Origin of the sequence: Rhodococcus coprophilus NBRC 100603, assembly GCF_001895045.1 — a bacterium.
Taxonomy (GTDB): Bacteria; Actinomycetota; Actinomycetes; order Mycobacteriales; family Mycobacteriaceae; genus Rhodococcus; species Rhodococcus coprophilus.
Window position 1 is genome coordinate 345,649 of sequence record NZ_BDAM01000003.1, and the last position, 18,761, is coordinate 364,409.

Annotated in this window: 19 protein-coding genes; 6 read left to right on the forward strand and 13 right to left on the reverse strand. The window is 68.9% G+C overall.

Annotation, left to right across the window (positions count from 1 at the left end; genetic code table 11):
* Positions 1-2: 2 nt before the first annotated feature.
* From RDCOP1_RS07460 to RDCOP1_RS07480, 5 genes are all read right to left on the reverse strand, one after another.
* The gene (locus RDCOP1_RS07460) at positions 3-1,241 is read right to left on the reverse strand and encodes an alkane 1-monooxygenase (protein ID WP_072699451.1); all 1,239 of its coding nucleotides are present in this window, start codon (positions 1,239-1,241) and stop codon (positions 3-5) included.
* A 220-nt stretch (positions 1,242-1,461) separates the two neighbouring features.
* Entirely contained in the window at positions 1,462-2,703 is a 1,242-nt protein-coding gene (manA, locus tag RDCOP1_RS07465) for a mannose-6-phosphate isomerase, class I (RefSeq protein WP_072699452.1), read from the reverse strand.
* The gene (locus RDCOP1_RS07470) at positions 2,703-3,791 is read right to left on the reverse strand and encodes a tobH protein (RefSeq protein ID WP_072699676.1); all 1,089 of its coding nucleotides are present in this window, start codon (positions 3,789-3,791) and stop codon (positions 2,703-2,705) included. Before RDCOP1_RS07470 ends, manA begins: the two co-directional genes overlap by 1 nt.
* A gap of 80 nt (positions 3,792-3,871) precedes the next feature.
* Positions 3,872-5,242 carry a phosphomannomutase/phosphoglucomutase gene (locus RDCOP1_RS07475; RefSeq protein ID WP_072699453.1) on the reverse strand — a complete coding sequence of 457 codons (1,371 nt, stop codon included), beginning with the start codon at positions 5,240-5,242 and terminating at the stop codon, positions 3,872-3,874.
* Between the two features lie 78 nt (positions 5,243-5,320).
* A complete protein-coding gene (locus RDCOP1_RS07480; protein ID WP_072699454.1) occupies positions 5,321-5,716 on the reverse strand; it encodes a DUF3499 domain-containing protein in 396 nt (131 codons plus the stop codon).
* 89 nt (positions 5,717-5,805) lie between these two features.
* On the opposite strand from RDCOP1_RS07480, the gene RDCOP1_RS07485 reads away from it, so the two are divergent.
* Complete coding sequence (locus RDCOP1_RS07485) at positions 5,806-6,303, forward strand: metallopeptidase family protein (RefSeq protein WP_072699455.1); 498 nt, start codon at positions 5,806-5,808, stop codon at positions 6,301-6,303.
* A gap of 172 nt (positions 6,304-6,475) precedes the next feature.
* Here the strand turns inward: RDCOP1_RS07485 and RDCOP1_RS07490 are convergent, their stop codons facing one another.
* Complete coding sequence (locus tag RDCOP1_RS07490; protein ID WP_169848857.1) at positions 6,476-6,703, reverse strand: WhiB family transcriptional regulator; 228 nt, start codon at positions 6,701-6,703, stop codon at positions 6,476-6,478.
* Between the two features lie 378 nt (positions 6,704-7,081).
* Here RDCOP1_RS07490 and cofD point away from each other — a divergent pair, with 378 nt between their 5' ends.
* From cofD to RDCOP1_RS07505, 3 genes are read left to right on the forward strand one after another with little or no spacing between them, the layout of a single operon-like run.
* The gene (gene cofD / locus RDCOP1_RS07495; RefSeq protein ID WP_072699457.1) at positions 7,082-8,071 is read left to right on the forward strand and encodes a 2-phospho-L-lactate transferase; all 990 of its coding nucleotides are present in this window, start codon (positions 7,082-7,084) and stop codon (positions 8,069-8,071) included.
* Entirely contained in the window at positions 8,071-9,441 is a 1,371-nt protein-coding gene (locus RDCOP1_RS07500) for a coenzyme F420-0:L-glutamate ligase (protein ID WP_072699458.1), read from the forward strand. Before cofD ends, RDCOP1_RS07500 begins: the two co-directional genes overlap by 1 nt.
* A gap of 2 nt (positions 9,442-9,443) precedes the next feature.
* Positions 9,444-9,995, forward strand: a complete 552-nt coding sequence (locus tag RDCOP1_RS07505; protein WP_072699459.1) for an NUDIX hydrolase — start codon at positions 9,444-9,446, stop codon at positions 9,993-9,995.
* A gap of 18 nt (positions 9,996-10,013) precedes the next feature.
* Here the strand turns inward: RDCOP1_RS07505 and RDCOP1_RS07510 are convergent, their stop codons facing one another.
* Genes RDCOP1_RS07510 through rfbD form a run of 4 tightly spaced genes read right to left on the reverse strand, consistent with a single transcriptional unit; the run spans position 10,014 to position 13,708 of the window.
* Complete coding sequence (locus RDCOP1_RS07510; RefSeq protein ID WP_111731640.1) at positions 10,014-10,778, reverse strand: SGNH/GDSL hydrolase family protein; 765 nt, start codon at positions 10,776-10,778, stop codon at positions 10,014-10,016.
* Between the two features lie 10 nt (positions 10,779-10,788).
* Positions 10,789-11,874, reverse strand: a complete 1,086-nt coding sequence (gene manB, locus RDCOP1_RS07515; protein ID WP_072699461.1) for a mannose-1-phosphate guanylyltransferase — start codon at positions 11,872-11,874, stop codon at positions 10,789-10,791.
* The gene (locus RDCOP1_RS07520) at positions 11,871-12,791 is read right to left on the reverse strand and encodes a glycosyltransferase family 2 protein (RefSeq protein WP_072699677.1); all 921 of its coding nucleotides are present in this window, start codon (positions 12,789-12,791) and stop codon (positions 11,871-11,873) included. The genes manB and RDCOP1_RS07520 overlap by 4 nt, the downstream gene beginning before the upstream one ends.
* A 59-nt stretch (positions 12,792-12,850) precedes the next feature.
* Positions 12,851-13,708, reverse strand: coding sequence for a dTDP-4-dehydrorhamnose reductase (gene rfbD, locus RDCOP1_RS07525; protein WP_072699462.1), 858 nt, complete (start codon positions 13,706-13,708; stop codon positions 12,851-12,853).
* Between the two features lie 329 nt (positions 13,709-14,037).
* Here rfbD and RDCOP1_RS07530 point away from each other — a divergent pair, with 329 nt between their 5' ends.
* Entirely contained in the window at positions 14,038-15,525 is a 1,488-nt protein-coding gene (locus tag RDCOP1_RS07530) for an LCP family protein (RefSeq protein ID WP_072699678.1), read from the forward strand.
* A 58-nt stretch (positions 15,526-15,583) separates the two neighbouring features.
* Positions 15,584-16,294: a TIGR03089 family protein gene (locus tag RDCOP1_RS07535; RefSeq protein WP_072699463.1), complete on the forward strand. Its 711-nt coding sequence runs from the start codon at positions 15,584-15,586 to the stop codon at positions 16,292-16,294.
* Positions 16,295-16,301: 7 nt separating this feature from the next.
* Here RDCOP1_RS07535 and RDCOP1_RS07540 read toward each other — a convergent pair whose 3' ends face one another.
* From RDCOP1_RS07540 to RDCOP1_RS07550, 3 genes are all read right to left on the reverse strand, one after another.
* On the reverse strand, positions 16,302-16,658 hold the full coding sequence (locus RDCOP1_RS07540) for a hypothetical protein (protein ID WP_174555786.1): 357 nt from the start codon (positions 16,656-16,658) through the stop codon (positions 16,302-16,304).
* Positions 16,659-16,813: 155 nt separating this feature from the next.
* Positions 16,814-17,356: a 5-(carboxyamino)imidazole ribonucleotide mutase gene (purE, locus tag RDCOP1_RS07545; protein WP_072699464.1), complete on the reverse strand. Its 543-nt coding sequence runs from the start codon at positions 17,354-17,356 to the stop codon at positions 16,814-16,816.
* Entirely contained in the window at positions 17,319-18,593 is a 1,275-nt protein-coding gene (locus RDCOP1_RS07550) for a 5-(carboxyamino)imidazole ribonucleotide synthase (RefSeq protein WP_072699465.1), read from the reverse strand. The genes purE and RDCOP1_RS07550 overlap by 38 nt, the downstream gene beginning before the upstream one ends.
* Between the last annotated feature and the right edge of the window lie 168 nt (positions 18,594-18,761).

The window sequence follows — 18,761 nt, forward strand, 5'->3', positions numbered from 1 at the left end:
GTTCAGTTCCCTTCCGGGGCAGCAGCGCCGTAACGGGCGAGGATCTTCTCGCGCTTGCTCGGCTGGATGTTGACCCGTGTGATGTCGCCGTCGTAGTGGTCGAGAACCCGGTGGTCCATCACCTTGCGCCACAGCGGGGGGATGTAGGCGAGGCCGATCATCGTCGCGTACCCGGCGGGCAGATTCGGCGACGACTCCATGCTCCGCAGCGTCTGGTAGCGGCGGGTGGGGTTGGCGTGATGGTCGCTGTGCCGCTGCAGGTGGTAGAGGAAAATATTGGTCACGAGATGATCGCTGTTCCAGCTGTGTGCGGGACTGCACCGTTCGTACCTGCCGTTGGCGGTGCGCTGACGGAGCAGCCCGTAGTGCTCGAGGTAGTTGACGGCTTCGAGCAGCGCGAAGCCGAAGACCGCCTGGATCACCAGATAGGGCGCGATCCCGAAGCCGAACACCGCGATGAGGCCGGCGAAGAGCACCGCCGACAGCGCCCATGCGCTGAGCACGTCGTTGCGCAGGCTCCAGACGGGCTTGCCGAGACGCTCGAGGCGGGCCCGTTCGAGCTGCCACGCCGAGCGGACGCTGCCGACGACCGTGCGCGGAAGGAAGGCCCAGAAGCTCTCCCCGAATCGGGCGGACGCCGGATCCTCCGGCGTCGCGACGCGGACGTGGTGTCCCCGGTTGTGCTCGATGTAGAAGTGGCCGTAGAACGACTGCGCGAGCGCGATCCTCGAAAGGCGTCGCTCCAACTGGACCTTCTTGTGGCCCATTTCGTGCGCGGTGTTGATACCGATACCGGCGACGACACCCACGGAGAGCGCGAGACCGATCTTGGAGACGATGCCGAGGCCACCGTCGATGCCGAGCCACGACAGGTTGTCCGCCGACCAGAGGTAGCAGGCGAAGACGAGGGTGGCGAACTGGAACGGCAGGTAGATGTAGGTGCAGTACCTGTAGTAGCGGTCGTTTTCGAGTGCTTCGACGAGCTCTTCCGGAGGGTTCTCACCGTCGGGTCCGACGAAGACGTCGAGGGTCGGAACCAGCACGTAGACCAGCAGCGGGCCGATCCACCACAGCGCCGGGGTCACCGCCTGCCAGCCCAGGGCGTTTCCCGCCCAGACGAGAGCGGTGGCAACAAAGAGCGCGGTGGGCGGAACGAGCCCGAGCAGCCACAGCTTCTTCTTGCGGTCACGCCACTGCAGGTCCGGGATATCCCGCGCCCCCGCCTCCGAGTCCGTACTCATGCCGAATCCCCTCGTCGCTCGGTGGTCGTTGCGACCACCCCACCCCATGGGTGATGCACATCACTACAAATTGGACTATAGGACCCTTCGCGTCAGAGGTCTAGACATTCGTCCCAATTTGTAAAGAATCCTGGCGCAGAGCGGTACGGCAGAGGACTCACCACCGAAAAGAAAGATCGTCCCGACGCGGGGACGTGCCCGACGGGACCGGACGAACACCTCAGCCGACGGAGTCGTCGCCCAATTCGCCCAGGCGTGCACGGAACACCTGCGCGCCGTCGCTGCGGCCCCGCACGACCGACTCCGGGTCGGAATGCGACAGCCACACCGAATCGCCCGAGTCCAGGTCGACGGTCCCGCCGTCGCACTCGACGCTCACCGCCCCGTTCGTGCACAGGAGGATCTGCGGGCCGCCGGGGGCGAGCACGGCCTCGTCGCCCGGGCCGAGTTCCACGCGCGACAACGCGAACTCCGGAGCCGGGGTCCGGTACCGCCACTCGAACGGTCCGACCGATTCGGCCGCGAGAATCGGGACGGAGGCCGCGCCGAAATCGAGGACGCGCAGCAACTCCGGCACGTCGACGTGTTTGGGCGTCAAGCCGCCGCGCAGCACGTTGTCCGAGTTCGCCATGATCTCGACACCCATACCGTGCAGGTAGGCGTGCAGGTTCCCGGCCGCGAGGTAGAGGCCGTCACCGGGCTCGAGGGTGATCCGGTTGAGCAGCAGCGACGCCAGCACCCCGGCGTCACCGGGGTAGAACTCGGCGAGCTGGAGCGTGGTCCGGATCTCTTCCACGAACTCGCGACCGTTCTCCGGTCCGGTCAGGTAGGCCACACACCCGTCGAGCACTCGCGGCAGAAGCGCGAGCAGCGCCGTCGGGGGCAAGGTGATCCAGGTGGTGAACAAGGCCCGCAAGCCGCCGGAATCGGGTTGTCCGGCAAGCAAACCGAGATACGGCTCGAGTTCGGGCACGTGCAACGCCTCGAGCAGAGCTACGGTGCGGTGCGCTTCACGAAAGCCGGCGAGTGCCTCGAACCGCGTCAGCGCGACCACCAGTTCGGGCTTGTGGCTCGCGTCCTTGTAATTGCGGATCGGCGAGTCGATCGCCAAACCCAGGGAATCTTCGCGGGCAAAACCTTCGGCCGCCTGGCGGGCACTCGGGTGCGCTTGCAACGACAGCGGTTCCTCGGCTGCGAGCAGCTTGAGCAGGAACGGCAGCCGGGCGCCGAACCGCTCCACGGTGGGGGTTCCCAGATGCCCGTGGGGATCGGAGTCGAGTACCTCGAGCAGCGAGACCGTGTCGTCGGTGGGGAGCACCACCCGTGCGGGGTCCGCGGGATGGGCTCCGAGCCAGAGTTCGGCCTCGGGATGGTCCGACGGCACCTTCCTGCCGCAGAGCGCGGCGATCGCGGTGCGCGACCCCCACGCATACGAACGCACCGCCCCCTCGAGTGAATGCACTATCGGCCCCCGGCCAGTCTGAGGTAGGCCGCTGCCATTTCGATTCGCACCATCGATACCGCAATCTGTTCGAGCACGGGGGGCACCGTGTCGGAGTCGAATTCGCCTACCACCGATACCAGTTCGGCGTCGGGTAGCGCAGCGATACGACGTTGCGCCGCGAACCGATCGGAGTCCGTGCTGAACACGAAGACGCGCGCCGGCGGCAGCGGAGCGGGACCGTCCAGCTCCTCGTCGTGGAACAGCGGATCGTAGCGTTCACCACTGACCGTCAACGCCTCGAGCAACCGATCACGGGCGACCAGCACGTCGGACAGCGACGCCGCCGACGCGACGACGCCTGCGCTCTGCAGCAACGACTCCGACGCGTGCCGTGCCAACGCGACCGTGGCCGGCCGGTCTCCGGCCAGGATCACCCGTCGCGACTGCATCCGTACGGCGAGGGATTTCGCGGGGTTGTGGAACACCTCGTTCGACGGATGATCGCGCAGCGCCTCCTGGTCGACCGCGTCCGCGAGCCGGGCAAGGTCCACCCCGGCGGCGTCTCGGCGCAGTACGTCGCGCATGACCGCCAGGACCGCGTAGAACACGGCGACGTGCCGGGCCAGCGCATATCGCGTCGGTACCTGCACCCGGGGCGGGAGCAGCACCGCCCGGCCGGCGGTGACGGCGCGCACCGGACCTTCGTCCGGCGCATCGACGATCACTTCGGCGCTGCGCCGCAGGGCCGCGTCGATCGATCCGGCCAGGGCCGGATCGCCTGCGTCGTTCCCCGCCACCACCACGACGTCGAGTGCCCCCACCCACGGAGGTGTTTCGGCAGCGTGCACCAACGGGGCCGACGAGTGCTCGGCGAACAGCGACAGCACGAGATCGGCGGCGCGACTCGACCGCGAGTCGGTGCCGACGAACACGACGCTGCGTGGCCGCACGTCGACGAGGCGGTCGAGCGCCTGTTCGTCGACGGCGGTGGCCACCGCCCGGATCTGCGCTCCGCCGAGAGCGGCGCTGCGCAGGACGCCGTCGATGTCTGCTGCGATCACTTCGTCGACATCGTCGAAGTCGAACAGCGGCGAGGGAGCCGTCACGACCGCGTCACCTTCCTTCCGCCGGCCCGGCCCCACCCCGATGCCGAGCACCTCGATTATTCCCCGCGCGACGACCTACGTCACGCACGCACAACAGCAAGGATCTCCTTCACCAGCGCATCGACCTCGTCCCCGCTGCGGGCCTCCACGTTGAGCCGCAGCAGCGGCTCGGTGTTCGAGGCGCGGAGATTGAACCATGCATGGTCCGGCAGGTCCACGGTCACGCCGTCGAGGCGGTCGACGGATACGGCGCGGTCGGAGAACGCGGCGATGACCGCCTCGGTCCGCTCCGCCGCATCGCTCACGGTGGAGTTGATCTCGCCCGACGCCGCGTACCGGTCGTAGGACGCCATCAGGTCGGAAAGTGTGCCGTCGTGCCCGGCGAGCGCGGCGAGCACGTGCAGCGCCGCGAGCATGCCCGAATCGGCACCCCAGAAATCACGGAAGTAGTAGTGCGCGGAGTGTTCACCGCCGAAGACGGCGCCGGTCTCGGCCATCTGCTGCTTGATGAACGAATGCCCCACACGGGTGCGCAGCGGGACGCCGCCCTGCTCGAGGACGAGTTCGGGCACGATCCGGGACGTGATGAGGTTGTGGATGATCGTCGAACCCGGCTCCTTGGCCAGTTCACGACTCGCGACGAGTGCGGTGACCGCCGACGGAGTGACAGGCTCGCCCCGCTCGTCGACGACGAAACACCGGTCGGCGTCGCCGTCGAACGCCAGGCCCACATCGGCACCCGACTCCACGACCAGCCGCTGCAGGTCGACGAGGTTGGCGGGGTCGAGGGGGTTCGCCTCGTGGTTGGGGAAGGTGCCGTCGAGTTCGAAGTACAGCGGCACGAGTTCGATGGGCAGCGGACCGAACACCGCGGGCACGGTGTGCCCGCCCATTCCGTTCCCGGCGTCGACCGCGACCTTGAGGGGCCGCATCTGCGACAGGTCCACGAGGCCGCGGAGGAACGAGGCGTAGTCGTCGAGCACGTCGCGAGTGGTCACGGTGCCGGGGTCACCCTGGAACTGGGGGACACCGTCGACGAGTTCGGCGGAGATGATCGCCAGACCCGTCTCCTGCCCGACCGGCTTCGCACCCGCGCGGCACAGCTTGATGCCGTTGTAGGCCGCCGGATTGTGGCTCGCGGTGAACATCGCACCGGGCGCGTCGAGCAGGCCCGACGCGAAGTACAGCTGGTCGGTGGACGCCAGCCCGATCAGGACGACATCGAGACCCTGTGCGGTGACCCCGTCGGCGAATGCCTGCGACAACTTCGGTGACGACTCCCGCATGTCGTGCCCGACAACCACCCGATCGGAGGTCTGCTCGCTCCGGATCAGCCGCGCGAACGACGCGCCGACCTCACGGACGAAGTCCTCGTCGATCTGCTCCCCCACAACACCTCGGACGTCGTACGCCTTGATCACGGCTGACACCGACTCGGCAGATCTCGCCACTTGTTCCGCTCCTGCTACTCGACTTCGAGCCGCGCCATCCTGCGTGACACGGCCCGTGGTCAGCCTAGTGGGACGCCGTCAGGATGTCGGGTCGGGAAGGACTCGCAGGTGACCGCGGCGTCCTGTACGGCCGGTGGGCGCGACGGCGACGCGGTGGGAGCTTTCGGATTGCTCGGCGTCGGTTTCGCCACGGGCACGCTCACCGAGTCCGGCTTCCCGCACGGCCTCGGCCAGCGCTGTGAGGTCGTCCTCGTCCGGCGTACCCGACGAGAAGGCGCCTTCGTATCGCACCAGCTCCCAGCCCTTCGGAGCGGTGATTCGCGAACCGTGCGTATCGCACAGGTCCCACGAATGAGGTTCGGCAACGGTGGCCAGCGGCCCGACGACAGCGGTGGAATCCGAGTACACGTAGGTCAGCGTCGCAACAGCTGGGTTCTTGCACCCAGGCCGGCAGCATCGACGCAGTGTTCTCACGGTAGGGAGCGTAGCGCGCCGCGGTCCCGGCGACTATTCGGACACACCGTTTCGAGCCGACGGAATTTTCGTGTCGTACTGTCCACTACATGGCCCGTGCACGTCGTTCCCGCCCGCTCTCGTCCCGCTCCGTGACGAGGCGTGGCCGGGGAATTCGCGGACCGGTGTTCCCGCACGAGCTGCCGGTGTGGAAATCGAGGGCGGAGAAATTCGACCTTCTCGTACTGACCGCATTCGCGCCGATCGACGCGCGGTGGCACAAGAGGCTCACCAAACTCGATATCGCGGTGGACGAGGTGCCCAAGATCCGCGCGCGTGATCCCGACACGGTCAACTGGCCGGACGAGGTCGTCGCCGACGGACCGGTGCCGCTGTCGCGTCTCGTGCCGGCGGGCATCGACCGTCGCGGTGCCGCGACGCGGGCCCGCATCGTGCTGTTCCGGCGTCCCCTCGAGCTGCGCGCGAAAGATCCCGAGGATCTCGCGGACCTCGTGCACGACGTCCTGGTGCACCAGGTCGCCACCTATCTCGGCATCGAACCGGAAGTCGTCGACCCCGAACTCGGAGGACTCGACGACGAGGAATGAGCGGAGCCCGAACGTCGACCGCTCCTCGATTCCGAAGTGCCCGATTCGAGAACACCGGATATACGAAAGGCCGGGTTGCCCCGACCCCCGTCGGACAACCCGGCCTTCGTCGCACGGCTTTACGGGATTACCGGACTCGGGCCCGAACTCCCCGTACCGGACCCTGCCCCCGTCAGATGATGCCGCGCTTGAGACGCCGCCGTTCCCTTTCCGACAGTCCGCCCCAAATTCCGAACCGTTCGTCGTTGGCGAGGGCGTATTCGAGGCATTCGCCCCGAACTTCACACCCCAGGCAGATGCGCTTGGCCTCCCGCGTGGAACCACCCTTCTCGGGGAAGAATGCCTCCGGGTCGGTCTGCGCGCAGAGCGCACGCTCCTGCCACTGCTCGTCGCCTTCCATGAGGTCGCCGAATCCCGAAACGAGATTCAGGATCGGTGCCCCACTGTCCGGCTCGTCACAGACACCCTCGACTGCAGTTCCGATTCGAACGATCTCGAATCCCTCGCGCTCGTCGGCCATAGGTCGCCTCCTCAACTGCAGCGCCGATCTTCGGACCGGGGATCTCCCCCGCCGGCCACCCGTCGAACCTTCGTTCGAATGCGGGTCCCCGCAGTCGATCTCGATCCGAAAACTCGGAATGACACGTATGTGATTAGACACGTCGGGCGTGTCGCGGTCAAGCTGTGCGGCATCTGTCGCTTACCATCGACGACTTTGCCACTTCCGGTTTAGGACGTCACTGAACCGGGTACGGGCCGCACCGCCTAGGCTTGCCCCGTGAATGTGACTGTATTGGTCGGAGGTGTCGGTGGGGCCCGTTTTCTCACAGGTCTGCGCCAACTTCTCGGCATTTCCCCCGGCTCCGACACGAATCCGGACGCACCCCACCGGATCACCGCGATCGTCAACGTGGGTGACGACGTCTGGATGCACGGGCTGAGGATCTGCCCCGACCTCGACACCTGCATGTACACCCTCGGCGGCGGAATCGACACCGACCGTGGATGGGGACGCGTCGACGAAACGTGGAATGCCAAGGAGGAACTCGCCGCGTACGGCGCGGTTCCCGACTGGTTCGGCCTCGGCGACCGCGACATCGCCACCCACCTGATCCGTACCCAGATGCTGCGCACCGGATATCCGCTCTCCGCGGTGACCGAAGCCCTGTGCACGCGCTGGAAGCCCGGCGTGACCCTTCTGCCCGTGACCGACGACCGCAGCGAAACACACGTGGTGATCACCGATCCCGCGGACGGCATGCAACGTGCGATCCACTTCGAAGAGTGGTGGGTCCGCTACCGGGCGCAGGTTCCCACGCACAGTTTCGCGCACATCGGCGCTGACGAGGCGAAGCCCGCACCCGGAGTGCTCGAAGCGATCGAGAACGCGGACGCGGTGGTGCTGGCGCCGTCCAACCCCGTCGTGAGTGTCGGCGCGATCCTTGCCGTTCCCGGCGTGCGCGGCGCGCTGCGGACGACGAAGGCGAAGGTCGTCGGCCTGTCCCCCGTCATCGGCGGCAAACCGCTGCGCGGCATGGCCGATGCATGCCTCGACGTGATCGGCGTCGACACCACCGCGGAAGCCGTCGGCCGTCACTACGGCAGTCGCAGCGGAACGGGCATCCTCGACGGGTGGCTGGTGCACAGCACCGACAGCGCCGACGTCCCCGGCGTCCAGGTGCGATCCGTTCCCCTCCTCATGACCGACCCCGACGCGACCGCCGACATGGCGCGCGCCGCTCTGGAACTCGCTGGAGTGACCCTGTGATGTCCCCCGACGCCGCTCCGCACACGTCCGTGCGTGACCACGCTCCCGGCGGCCCCGTCGAAATCCTGCCGGTGGCCGGGCTTCCGGAGTTCCGCCCCGGGGACGATCTCGCCGGCGCAGTCGCCGGCGCCGCGCCGTGGCTGGCCGACGGCGACGTCCTCGTCGTCACGAGCAAGGTGATCTCCAAGGTCGAAGGACGGATCGTCCCGGCGCCCACCGATCCCGACGCGCGCGACGCACTGCGACGCCGCCTCGTCGACCAGGAAGCGGTGCGCGTGCTCGCCCGCAAGGGCCGCACCCTCATCACCGAGAACCGCCTCGGCATCGTGCAGGCCGCGTCGGGGATCGACGGTTCCAACGTCGACAACGCCGAACTCGCGCTCCTCCCCGAGAATCCCGACGCGAGCGCGGCGGCGCTTCGCGACCGGCTTTCGGCGCTGCTCGGCGTCACCGTCGCGGTCGTAGTGACCGACACGATGGGCCGTGCCTGGCGGAACGGCCAGACCGACGCCGCCATCGGTTCCGCCGGGCTGCCGGTGCTGCACGAATACGCCGGCTCGCGCGACAGCCAGGGCAACGAACTTCTCGTCACGGCGGTCGCCCTCGCCGACGAGATCGCCGCCGCGGGCGATCTCGTGAAAGGAAAGCTCGGCGGCGTGCCCGTGGCGGTCGTGCGCGGGCTCGACCTCCCCGACGACGGATCCGATGCCCGCGCGCTCATCCGCAGCGGCGACGAGGACCTCTTCTGGCTCGGCACTGCCGAAGCTCTCGACCGGGGACGCCGTGAGGCGTTGCTGTTGCGACGCTCGATTCGCGAATTCGCTTCCGAGCCCGTCGATCCCGAGGATCTTCGCGAGGCGGTCGCGGATGCGCTCACCGCCCCGGCACCGCACCACACCCGTCCGGTGCGATTCGTGTGGGTCCGCACCGAGCAGGTCCGGCGACGGCTGCTCGACGCCATGCGCGAGCAGTGGGCCGCGGACCTCGAACGTGACGGACTCGATGCGGTGGCGATCGAGCGACGACTCTCGCGCGGCGCGATTCTCTACGACGCCCCGGAGATCGTCGTCCCGTTCTGGGTGCCGGACGGCGCACACCACTACCCCGACGCGGGACGAACCGCCGCCGAGGCAACGATGTTCACGGTCGCGGCGGGAGCCGCAGTCCAGGGCTTGCTCGTCGCGCTCGCCACCCGCGGGCTCGGCAGCTGCTGGATCGGTTCGACGATCTTCGCACCCCAGGTGGTCCGCGACGAACTTGGACTGCCGGCCGACTGGTCACCGCTCGGCGCTGTCGCGGTGGGATATCCCCTCGACGACCCGACGCCGCGGGACCCCGCCGATCCCGGACACGCACTCGTGGAGCTGTAGCGATGTCGTCACGTTCCCTGCACCGATCGGCGGTCGAGGTGCTCACCGCGTGGAGTCCCGACTCCGCCGACGCGGACTCGTTGCGGCACACCATGCTCGCATTCCTCGACTCCGCACCGGACGGGTGCATGCGCGCACACGTCCCGGGCCATATCACCGCGTCGTCGCTCGTCCTCGACGCCGACCACCGCAACGTGCTCCTCACGTTGCACCCCAGGGTGGGCCGCTGGATCCAGCTCGGCGGGCACTGCGAGGAGTCCGACGAGACGGTGGTCGACGCGGCGCTCCGCGAAGCCACCGAGGAGTCGGGAATCGGCGGTCTGCGAATCGACGCCGAACTGCTGTCCGCGCACACGCATCCGATCACGTGCTCACTGGGTGTGCCGACCCGTCACCTCGACCTGCGGTTCCTGGTGACGGCGCCCGCCGGTGCGGAACCGGTGCGCAGCGACGAGTCGACCGACCTGCGCTGGTGGCCGGTCGACGACCTCCCGCCAGGTGCCGAGCACGAGACGATCGACCACCTGGTCCGGCTCGCGGCTGCGCGACGCTGATGTCGCGCAGCCTCCGGGCTATACCCCGATCGGGGTGAGCGCCGGGTATTTGGGCGTGATGCCGTCGCCGGACGAGAGTCCGCGCACGCGGCGTCCCACCCACGGGATGAGGAATTCGCGCATCCAGCGCCGGTCGTCGGCGCGCTGCGCAGCGGGCGTGAGGGGCACGGGCTCGTCGAGCTGCACGAGTGGGAGCGTGTGCGGGACGTCGAGCACGTCGAGGACCCTGAGCGCCATGTTGTGGTGTCCGGCCGGCGACAGGTGCAACCGGTCGTCGTCCCACATCCGCAGATCGCGGTATTCCGAGAACCGCCAGAAGTCGACGATGGTCGCGCCGTGCCGGTCGGCGATCTCGCGGATCAGTTCGTTGTAGACGGCCCAGCGGCCACGCAGCGCCCCGAAGACCGGAGCCCAGCTTCCGTCGTACGCCGTCCACATCAGTATCCGGGCGCCGGTGGCGGCGAGCCGGCCGATCGCCTCGTCGTAGTCGGCGGCTAGCTCGTCGAAGTGGACCTTCGGTCGCATCAGGTTGTTGCCACCGGCGTAGATGGTGACGAGATCGGGTCGCATCGCCACGGCCGTGCCGACCTGTTCGTCGATGATCGGGCGCAGCAGCCGTCCCCGGATCGCGAGATTCGCGTAGCCGAAGTCCTCGCTCGCGAGGGCAAGCTGCCCGGCCACGAGATCGGCCCAGCCGCGCAAACCGTTGGGGCGGGACGGATCCGCATCCCCGACACCCTCGGTGAACGAATCACCCAGTGCCACATAACGTTCGAATGCCACTTGAAACCTCTCACACATCCGTGCTGAACCGGATGCCCCCGTCCGGGAGCTTCACCCCCGGCCACACCCGCGCACCGCGCAGCAATTCGCATCGAGCACCGACGTCGGCACCGTCACCGATCACACCGTCCCGGATCAACGCCCGCGGGCCGACGCGCACGCCGAACCCGATGATGGTCCGTTCGATCACCGCACCGGCCTCGATCCGGGCGCCGTCGAAGACGACCGCGCCGTCCAGTCGTGCGCCCGCACCGATCTCCGCTCCCCGGCCCACGACCGTGCCGCCGATGAGCAGTGCCCCCGGACCGATCGAGGCGCTCGGATGCACCAGCGACTCACCGCGAGCGCCTTCCAGCGCCGGCGAGGGGGCGATTCCGCGCACCAGGTCGGCGGATCCGCGCACGAAGTCCTCCGGCGTTCCCATGTCGCGCCAGTAGGCGGCGTCGACGTGCCCGAAGACGCGTTTGCCTTCGGTGAGCAGCGCCGGAAAGACCTCCCGCTCGACCGACACCGGCCGTCCCGCCGGGATCTGCTCGATGATCTCCCGCCGGAACACGTAGCAACCCGCGTTGATCTGGTCCGTCGGCGGATCCTGAGTCTTCTCGAGGAACGCCGTCACGCGCCCGTCGGCGTCGGTCGGCACACATCCGAAGGCGCGCGGATCGCCGACCCGCACCAGATGCATCGTCACGTCCGCCTCGTTGCGCACGTGCGTGTCGAGCACGGCGCCGAGGTCGGTGCCGCCGAGCACGTCGCCGTTGAACACCATAATGTTGTCACCGCGCAACTTGGGCAGCACGTTGCGGATACCGCCGCCGGTACCCAGAGGCTCGGATTCGGTCACGTACTCGATCTCGAGCCCGAAGTCCGAACCGTCGGCGAAGTGTTCCTCGAACACCTCGGCCTTGAACGAGGTGCCCAGCACCACGTGCTTGATCCCGGCCTCGCGGATCCGGGCGAGCAGATGAACCAGAAACGGCACACCGGCTGTCGGCAACATGGGCTTCGGCGCGGACAGCGTCAACGGACGCAGGCGTGTTCCCTTGCCGCCCACCAGAATCACCGCATCGGTCTGCGGTGCTGCAGCACTGGTCATCGTTTCCCCTGTTTCGTGTCGTTGCCGGGCGCCGCGCCGGGTTCGGCGCTCGTCTTGCTGCGCTCACGAACCGCGGCCGCGACCGCGAGCTTCGAGCGCACGAACAGTCCGCCTCGAAGAGCCCACCTCAACGGCGCCTGCCACCGGTGCGGATGCCGGTCGGCCTGGAAGCGGTACGCGCTCTCGTGATGCGCGGGCAGCATGAGCTCGGGATGTCTCCCGGCGGCATGCCCCTTCGCGTGCGTGACGTGCGCCGACGGCACGAAGACGTTGAGCCACCCGGAGCGGCCCAGCCGGTCGCCGAGATCCACGTCTTCCATGTACATGAAGTAGCGCGAGTCGAATCCGCCCACCGCGTCGAACGCGGAGCGACGCAGCAGCAGGCACGATCCGGACAGCCAGCCCACGGGCCGCTCGCTGATCTCCTCGTTCTCCTGCCTGTACCGCTGCGTCCACGGGTTCGCGGGCCACACCGTACCGAGAAGCGCGTGCCCGGCGCCCGACACCAGCGTCGGGACGGTACGGGCGGACGGGTAGATGCTGCCGTCGGGTTCGTGGATCAGCGGCCCGAGCGACCCTGCACGCGGCCACCGGCCGGCCGCCTCGATCAGCGCGTCGAGGGAACCCGGTTCCCATCGCACGTCAGGGTTGGCGACCACCACGAACTCGACCGACGAATCGATCTCCGCGACAGCCCGGTTGACCGCACCGCCGTAACCGATGTTTCCCCCGGTGCGCAGAAGCTCGACGTTCGGATGCGCGACCGCCGCCGCCTCCGGCGTGCCGTCGGTCGACCCGTTGTCGGCCATGATCACCCGCGTCGGGCGTTCGGTCGCTCCGGAGAGCGAAGTCAGAAAGTTCTCGAGGTGCTCGCCGGGCGAGTACGTCACCGTCACCACGGCCAGCGTCGAATCCACGCGGGCAACCATAGCGACTCGATCGGTGTGGGGCGAAACACAGGCTGCGCACTCGCATGTCATCCGCGCGTGGCCAGCGCTTCGACAGCAGCGTGCAGGGCCTCCCGCCACGGCCGCAGGGGTGTCAGACCGGCGGACACCCACGCGTCGCCGGCGAGAACCGAATACGCCGGACGGGGGGCGGGGCGTACGAACTCGTCGCTTCCGCACGGCTGCACCCGCGCCGGATCGGCGCCGACCTCCTCGAACACAGCCCGCGCGAGGTCGAACCAGGTGGCGTCGCCCGCGTTGGTCGCATGCAACACCCCACCCGGGAGATCCGTGCGCCCGGCGAGTTCGAGCAGGGCATCGGCGAGGTCGTACGCATAGGTCGGGGATCCGCGCTGGTCGTCGACGACGCGCAGCGTGTCGCGTTCGCGCTCGAGCCGGCGCATGGTGGCGACGAAGTCCGTGCCCTCACCCGTGTACACCCATGCGGTGCGCACCACATGCGCCGAGGGCAGCGCGCTCAGGACGGCCTGTTCGCCGGCGAGCTTGGTGCGTCCGTACGCGGTGCGCGGCCCGGTGGCGGCGTCCACACCGTACGGCTGGGATGCGTCACCGGCGAACACGTAGTCGGTGGAGATGTGGATCAGGCGCGCGTCCTTGTCTGCGCAGGCGGCGGCGAGCACTCCGGGCCCCGTTCCGTTTACCACCGCGGCGCGGTCTTCGTCCGTTTCCGCAGCGTCGACGGCGGTGTAGGCGGCGCAGTTGATCACCACCGCACCGGGCTCGATCGCCGCCGCGGCGGCAGCAGGGTCGGTGATGTCGAGGTCTGTGGAACCGACGCCTCGAATGGGTACTCCGGCCGCAGCGGCACGGGCGACGAGAGCGCTGCCCAACTGTCCGTGGGATCCGGTGACGAGAAGGGAGGGCACGCTGTGAAGTCTGGCACGGCGGAGTGGTGCCTGCCCGGGGAGCGCCCGCCCCAGTAGCCTTCAAGAGAGTCCGGACACCGACATCAGCCCACCCGACAGCGATCCATCGACAGGAGAACCAGGTGCCGCCAGAGCCGCCCCGCCGCCGGACCGGCGGGCGACGTCCCACGGCCGGTCGCCGCACCCGCGCGGGAAGCCCTCAGCCCGCAGCCGGGTCCGAACCGCCGACGGGCACCGGCCGCCGCGTCCGCAGGGCTCGCAGAAGCCCGGATCGCGACGTGGTCGTGGCCGTTGCCGCCCCACGCGTCTTCACCGGCAGGCCGCTGCAGATGCTCGTGGCGGTCGCCGCAGCCCTGGCTCTGGTCGTCACGGGCGTCGCTTGGCAGCGGATCGACTCGCTGCGCTCGTCCCTCGCCTCCATCGGCGGTCTCGGTCTCGGCAGCGGCGAGGACGGTGCCGTCGACATCCTCCTGGTGGGCACGGACAGCCGCACCGACGCCCACGGCAATCCGCTCTCCCAGCGCGAACTCGACGCGTTGCGCGCGGGCGAAGAGGTCGCCAACAACACCGACACCATCATCTTGATCCGGGTCCCGAACGACGGGCGGTCCGCGACCGCGTTGTCGATCCCGCGCGACACGTACGTCGAGGTTCCCGATATCGGCATGTCCAAGATCAATGCCGCCTACGGCGCCACCAAGGAGACGACCCGCCTCGAACTGGTCGAATCGGGTGCCGACGAAGCGGAGGCGGAGGCCGACTCGACGAAAGCAGGTCGGGAAGCGCTCATCGAGTCCGTGGCCGATCTGACGGGCGTGACGGTCGATCACTACGCGGAGGTCGGCCTGCTCGGCTTCGTGCTGCTGACCGACGCCGTGGGCGGCGTCGAGGTGTGTCTCAACGAAGCGGTCGACGAACCCCTCTCCGGCGCACAATTCGACGCCGGTACCCAGACCCTCGAGGGTCCGGATGCGCTGAGCTTCGTGCGGCAACGACACGGTCTGCCGCGCGGCGACCTCGATCGGATCGTTCGCCAGCAGGTGTTCATGGCCTCCCTCGCCCAGAAGGTCCTCAGTGCGCAGACCCTGAGCAACCCGTCGAAGCTGAACCAGTTGACGGCGGCGGTGCAGCGGTCGGTCGTGCTGGACTCGGATTGGGACATCATGGACCTCGCGACCCAGATGCAGGGCCTGGCCGGAGGCGACGTGACGTTCTCGACGATCCCGGTCGAGGACATCAACGCGATGACCGACTACGGCGAATCCGTCGTGCAGGTCGACCCCGACGAGGTGCGTGACTTCGTGGCCGGTCTCATCGGGGCCGCTCCCGACGATCGCCGCTCCGACGACGACGCCACCACATCGTCGAAGCCCGCACCGGAGATCGACCCGTCGACGGTCACCGTCGAGGTCACGAACGCGGGCGACGTAGCCGGTCTGGCCTCGGTGGTCTCGGCGGAACTGTCGTCCGAGGGTTACCGCGAGGGCGAGGTCGGCAACTACACGGGCACGTCGGTCCGGTCGTCGGTCGTGTACGGCGCCGACGCCGATTCCGACGAGACCCGTGCCGTGGCCGCTGCGCTCGGGGGACTCGATACCGCATCGGACTCGACGCTCGACCCGGGCACGGTGCGTGTGGTGCTTGCCGACGACTACGCCGGCCCCGGCACGTCGTCGCTCGCGGGTTCGGGTTCGGGTTCCGGATCGACGACCACGTCGAACACGGCCGGCCTGACCCCCGCGGACGGTACCGCCACGCCCGCTCCGGCGTCCCCTCCGATCGACGCCGGGTCGGACGGGCCACGGTGCGTCAACTGACGGCGCCGCAACCCAACTGCACGGCAAGTATCCCGACCGTACGAAGAACGAGGTAGAAGTGACCACCCTGACCGACGCTCTGCTCGACCCGATCCTCGCGGCCGACCCGGCCGGACCCCGGATCACCTGGTACGACGACGCCACAGGCGGGCGGATCGAACTGTCGGCGATCACGCTGGCGAACTGGGCTGCGAAGACCGCGAACCTGTTGCGTGACGAGTTCGGAGTGCTGCCCGGCGCGCGCGTGGCGATGCTGCTGCCCGCGCACTGGCAGACCGCGGCGGTGCTTCTCGGCACGTGGTGGGCGGGCGCCGAGGTCGTCCTCGAACCCGTCGACGATGCGGAGGTCGCGCTCGTGACTGCCGGCCGTCTCGCCGACGTCGACCACGTCGCGGAGGTCGCGGCGCTGTCGCTGGACGCGTTCGGCGCGCCGGTGAAGGATCTGCCGCCCGGCGTCACCGACTACGCGACGAATGTCCGGGTGCACGGAGACCAGTTCCGCTCGGCGGGCGACGGCGGTGTCGCGCTCGACGGCCGTTCGGCCGCGGACGTTCTCGCGGCGGCGCGCGCCGCCGCGGCGGACTCCGGGATCGGCGGCGGAGACCGGGTGCTTTCGTCGCGGTCGTGGGAGACCCCCGGCGACCTGATCGACACCCTGCTCGCCGTGTTCGCCGTGGGCGCGTCGCTGGTACAGGTCTCGCACCCCGACCCTGCGGCCGAGGAACGGCGAGTCGCGAGCGAGAAGATCACCGTGCGTCTCGGCGGGTGAGTACCGGTTACTCTCGGGGCGGGTCGGCGCGCCGCCCGCGGTCGGTCCGGTAGCCGCCGTCCGCAAGTCCGGCCTCGATTTCGAACCTGTTGCGGGAACCGGGGTTACGTGCTTCCTCCCACCAGTACCGCAGCGCGAACCCGAGGCCGTGGCGCGCCCACTGGTCGGCGTGTACGGCTTCGTGTCTCACCAAGTTGCGGGACGGTCGCGCACGGGTGAGGAACACCCCGCCGACCGTGGTGCCCGAGCGGGCGAAGCCGCCGCGCATCCCGGTGCAGACGTAGATGCCGAACTCGTCGTCGAACGTCACCGTGCCGCCCCACAGTTTCGCCCAGCGCAGTGCCGCCGCCGTGGCGATGCGCATGGACGGCACACCGCGCGATGCTCGCACCGCTCGGCTCGGGGTCCCGCGTTCGTCACGCACGGTCCTGAGCCTAGCGGCGTCGACGTCCCGACATGCGGCCCGCGACCGCCGGTTCTGCGGATCCACCAGCGACGTCGTCTGGACGGTTGGGTCTGTCAGCCGAGGAGCGTGCGGCGCAGCGCGTCGTCCTTTTCGAGCACCATTTTCTCGAGACCCGCTTGGAACCGCTCCATCTGCTCGCGCAGCGCCGGATCGGAAGCGCCGAGGATGCGTGCCGCCAGCAGACCCGCGTTGCGCGCGCCCCCGATGGACACGGTCGCCACGGGCACTCCCGCGGGCATCTGCACGATGGAGAGCAGCGAGTCCATGCCGTCGAGGTACTTGAGCGGAACCGGCACACCGATCACCGGCAACGGCGTCGCCGACGCGACCATGCCCGGCAGGTGCGCGGCGCCACCCGCGCCGGCGATGATCACCTTGATGCCACGACCGGCCGCGTTCGCGGCATAGTCGAGCATCCGCTGCGGTGTGCGGTGCGCCGAGATCACGCCCACCTCGAAACGGATGCCGAACTCGGCGAGCGCCTCGGCGGCCGCCTCCATCGTCGGCCAGTCCGAGTCGCTGCCCATGATCAGGCCGACCTGCGCACCCTGCGACACATCACTCACCGTTGTCTCCCGTGTGTTCGTTCCAACCATCGGTCCAGACCGCGTGCGAGAGCCAGTGCGCCGCACGTTCGGCGCGCTCGCGCACCGCAGCGACGTACGCCGGGTCGTCGATCGACCCGTTCGGATCGCCGAGCAGATTGACGTGGCCGATCTTCCGGTCCTTGCGCTCACCCTTGCCGTACAGGTGCACCCGCGCGTCGGGCATCCGGGCGAACAGGTGGTGCAGGCGCTCGTCCATGCTCATCTCGGGTGCTTCGGCAGCTCCGAGGACATTGGCCATCACCGTCACCGGGGCGAGCGGGGTCGTGTCGCCGAGCGGATAGTCGAGCACCGCGCGCAGGTGCTGTTCGAACTGACCGGTGCGTGCGCCGTCCATGCCCCAGTGGCCGGAGTTGTGTGGGCGCATCGCGAGTTCGTTGACGATCAGCTCGCCGGACGTGGTCTCGAACAGCTCGACCGCCATGACGCCCACCACGCCCAGCTCACCGGCGATGCGCAGGGCGAGCTGTTCGGCGGCGGCCGCGACCTCGGCGGGGAGGTCGGGTGCCGGAGCGATGACGACTGAGCACTGCCCGTCACGCTGGACGGTCTCGACCACGGGCCACGATGCGCCCTGTCCGAACGGAGAGCGGGCGACCATCGCGGACAGCTCGCGCTTCCACTCGATCTTCTCTTCCGCGAGGAGCGGCACACCGGCAGCGAGCTGTTCGGCGACGACACGCTCGAGTTCGGCGCGGTCGTCGAGGATCCACACGCCGCGACCGTCGTATCCGCCGCGCGCGGCCTTGAGTACGTACGGGTGGCCCAGGGCCTCGGTCGCGGCGATGGCGTCGTCGACGGACGTGATCTCGGTGAACTTCGGCATCGGTGCGCCGAACGCGCCGAGCCGCTTGCGCATCGCGATCTTGTCCTGGGCGAAGATCAGTGCCTGCGGCGGCGGCAGCACGTTGACGCCTTCACGTTGCAGCACCTCGAGGTGCTCGGTGGGTACACCCTCGTGATCGAAGGTCAGTGCGTGGGCGCCGGTGGCGGCGCGGCGGAGCGCGTCGAGATCGTTGTGGCTCCCCAGGACGACATCCGGGCTGACCTGGGCCGCCGGCTCGTCCGCGGTACCCGAGAGAACGCGCAGGGTCTGGCCGAGGGCGATCGCGGCCTGATGGGTCATGCGGGCGAGCTGGCCCCCACCGATCATGGCGACGACCGGCATGCCGCCGGTGAGCGCACGAGGAGCGTCGGAGCGAGGGGACGAATCGGGTCTGCCGGTCACGGCTATCCATGTTGTCACAGCACGTCGGGGGCATCTCGCAGCGGTGTCACAGCACGTCGCGGGCTGTGCGCGGAAACTCCCGCGACACAGGATGGTGCCAAGTCCCGAGTGGACCCCGCGAACCTGTGGCATCGCTGATAGTTTCTCGCAAGGTTCGTGGATTCACGC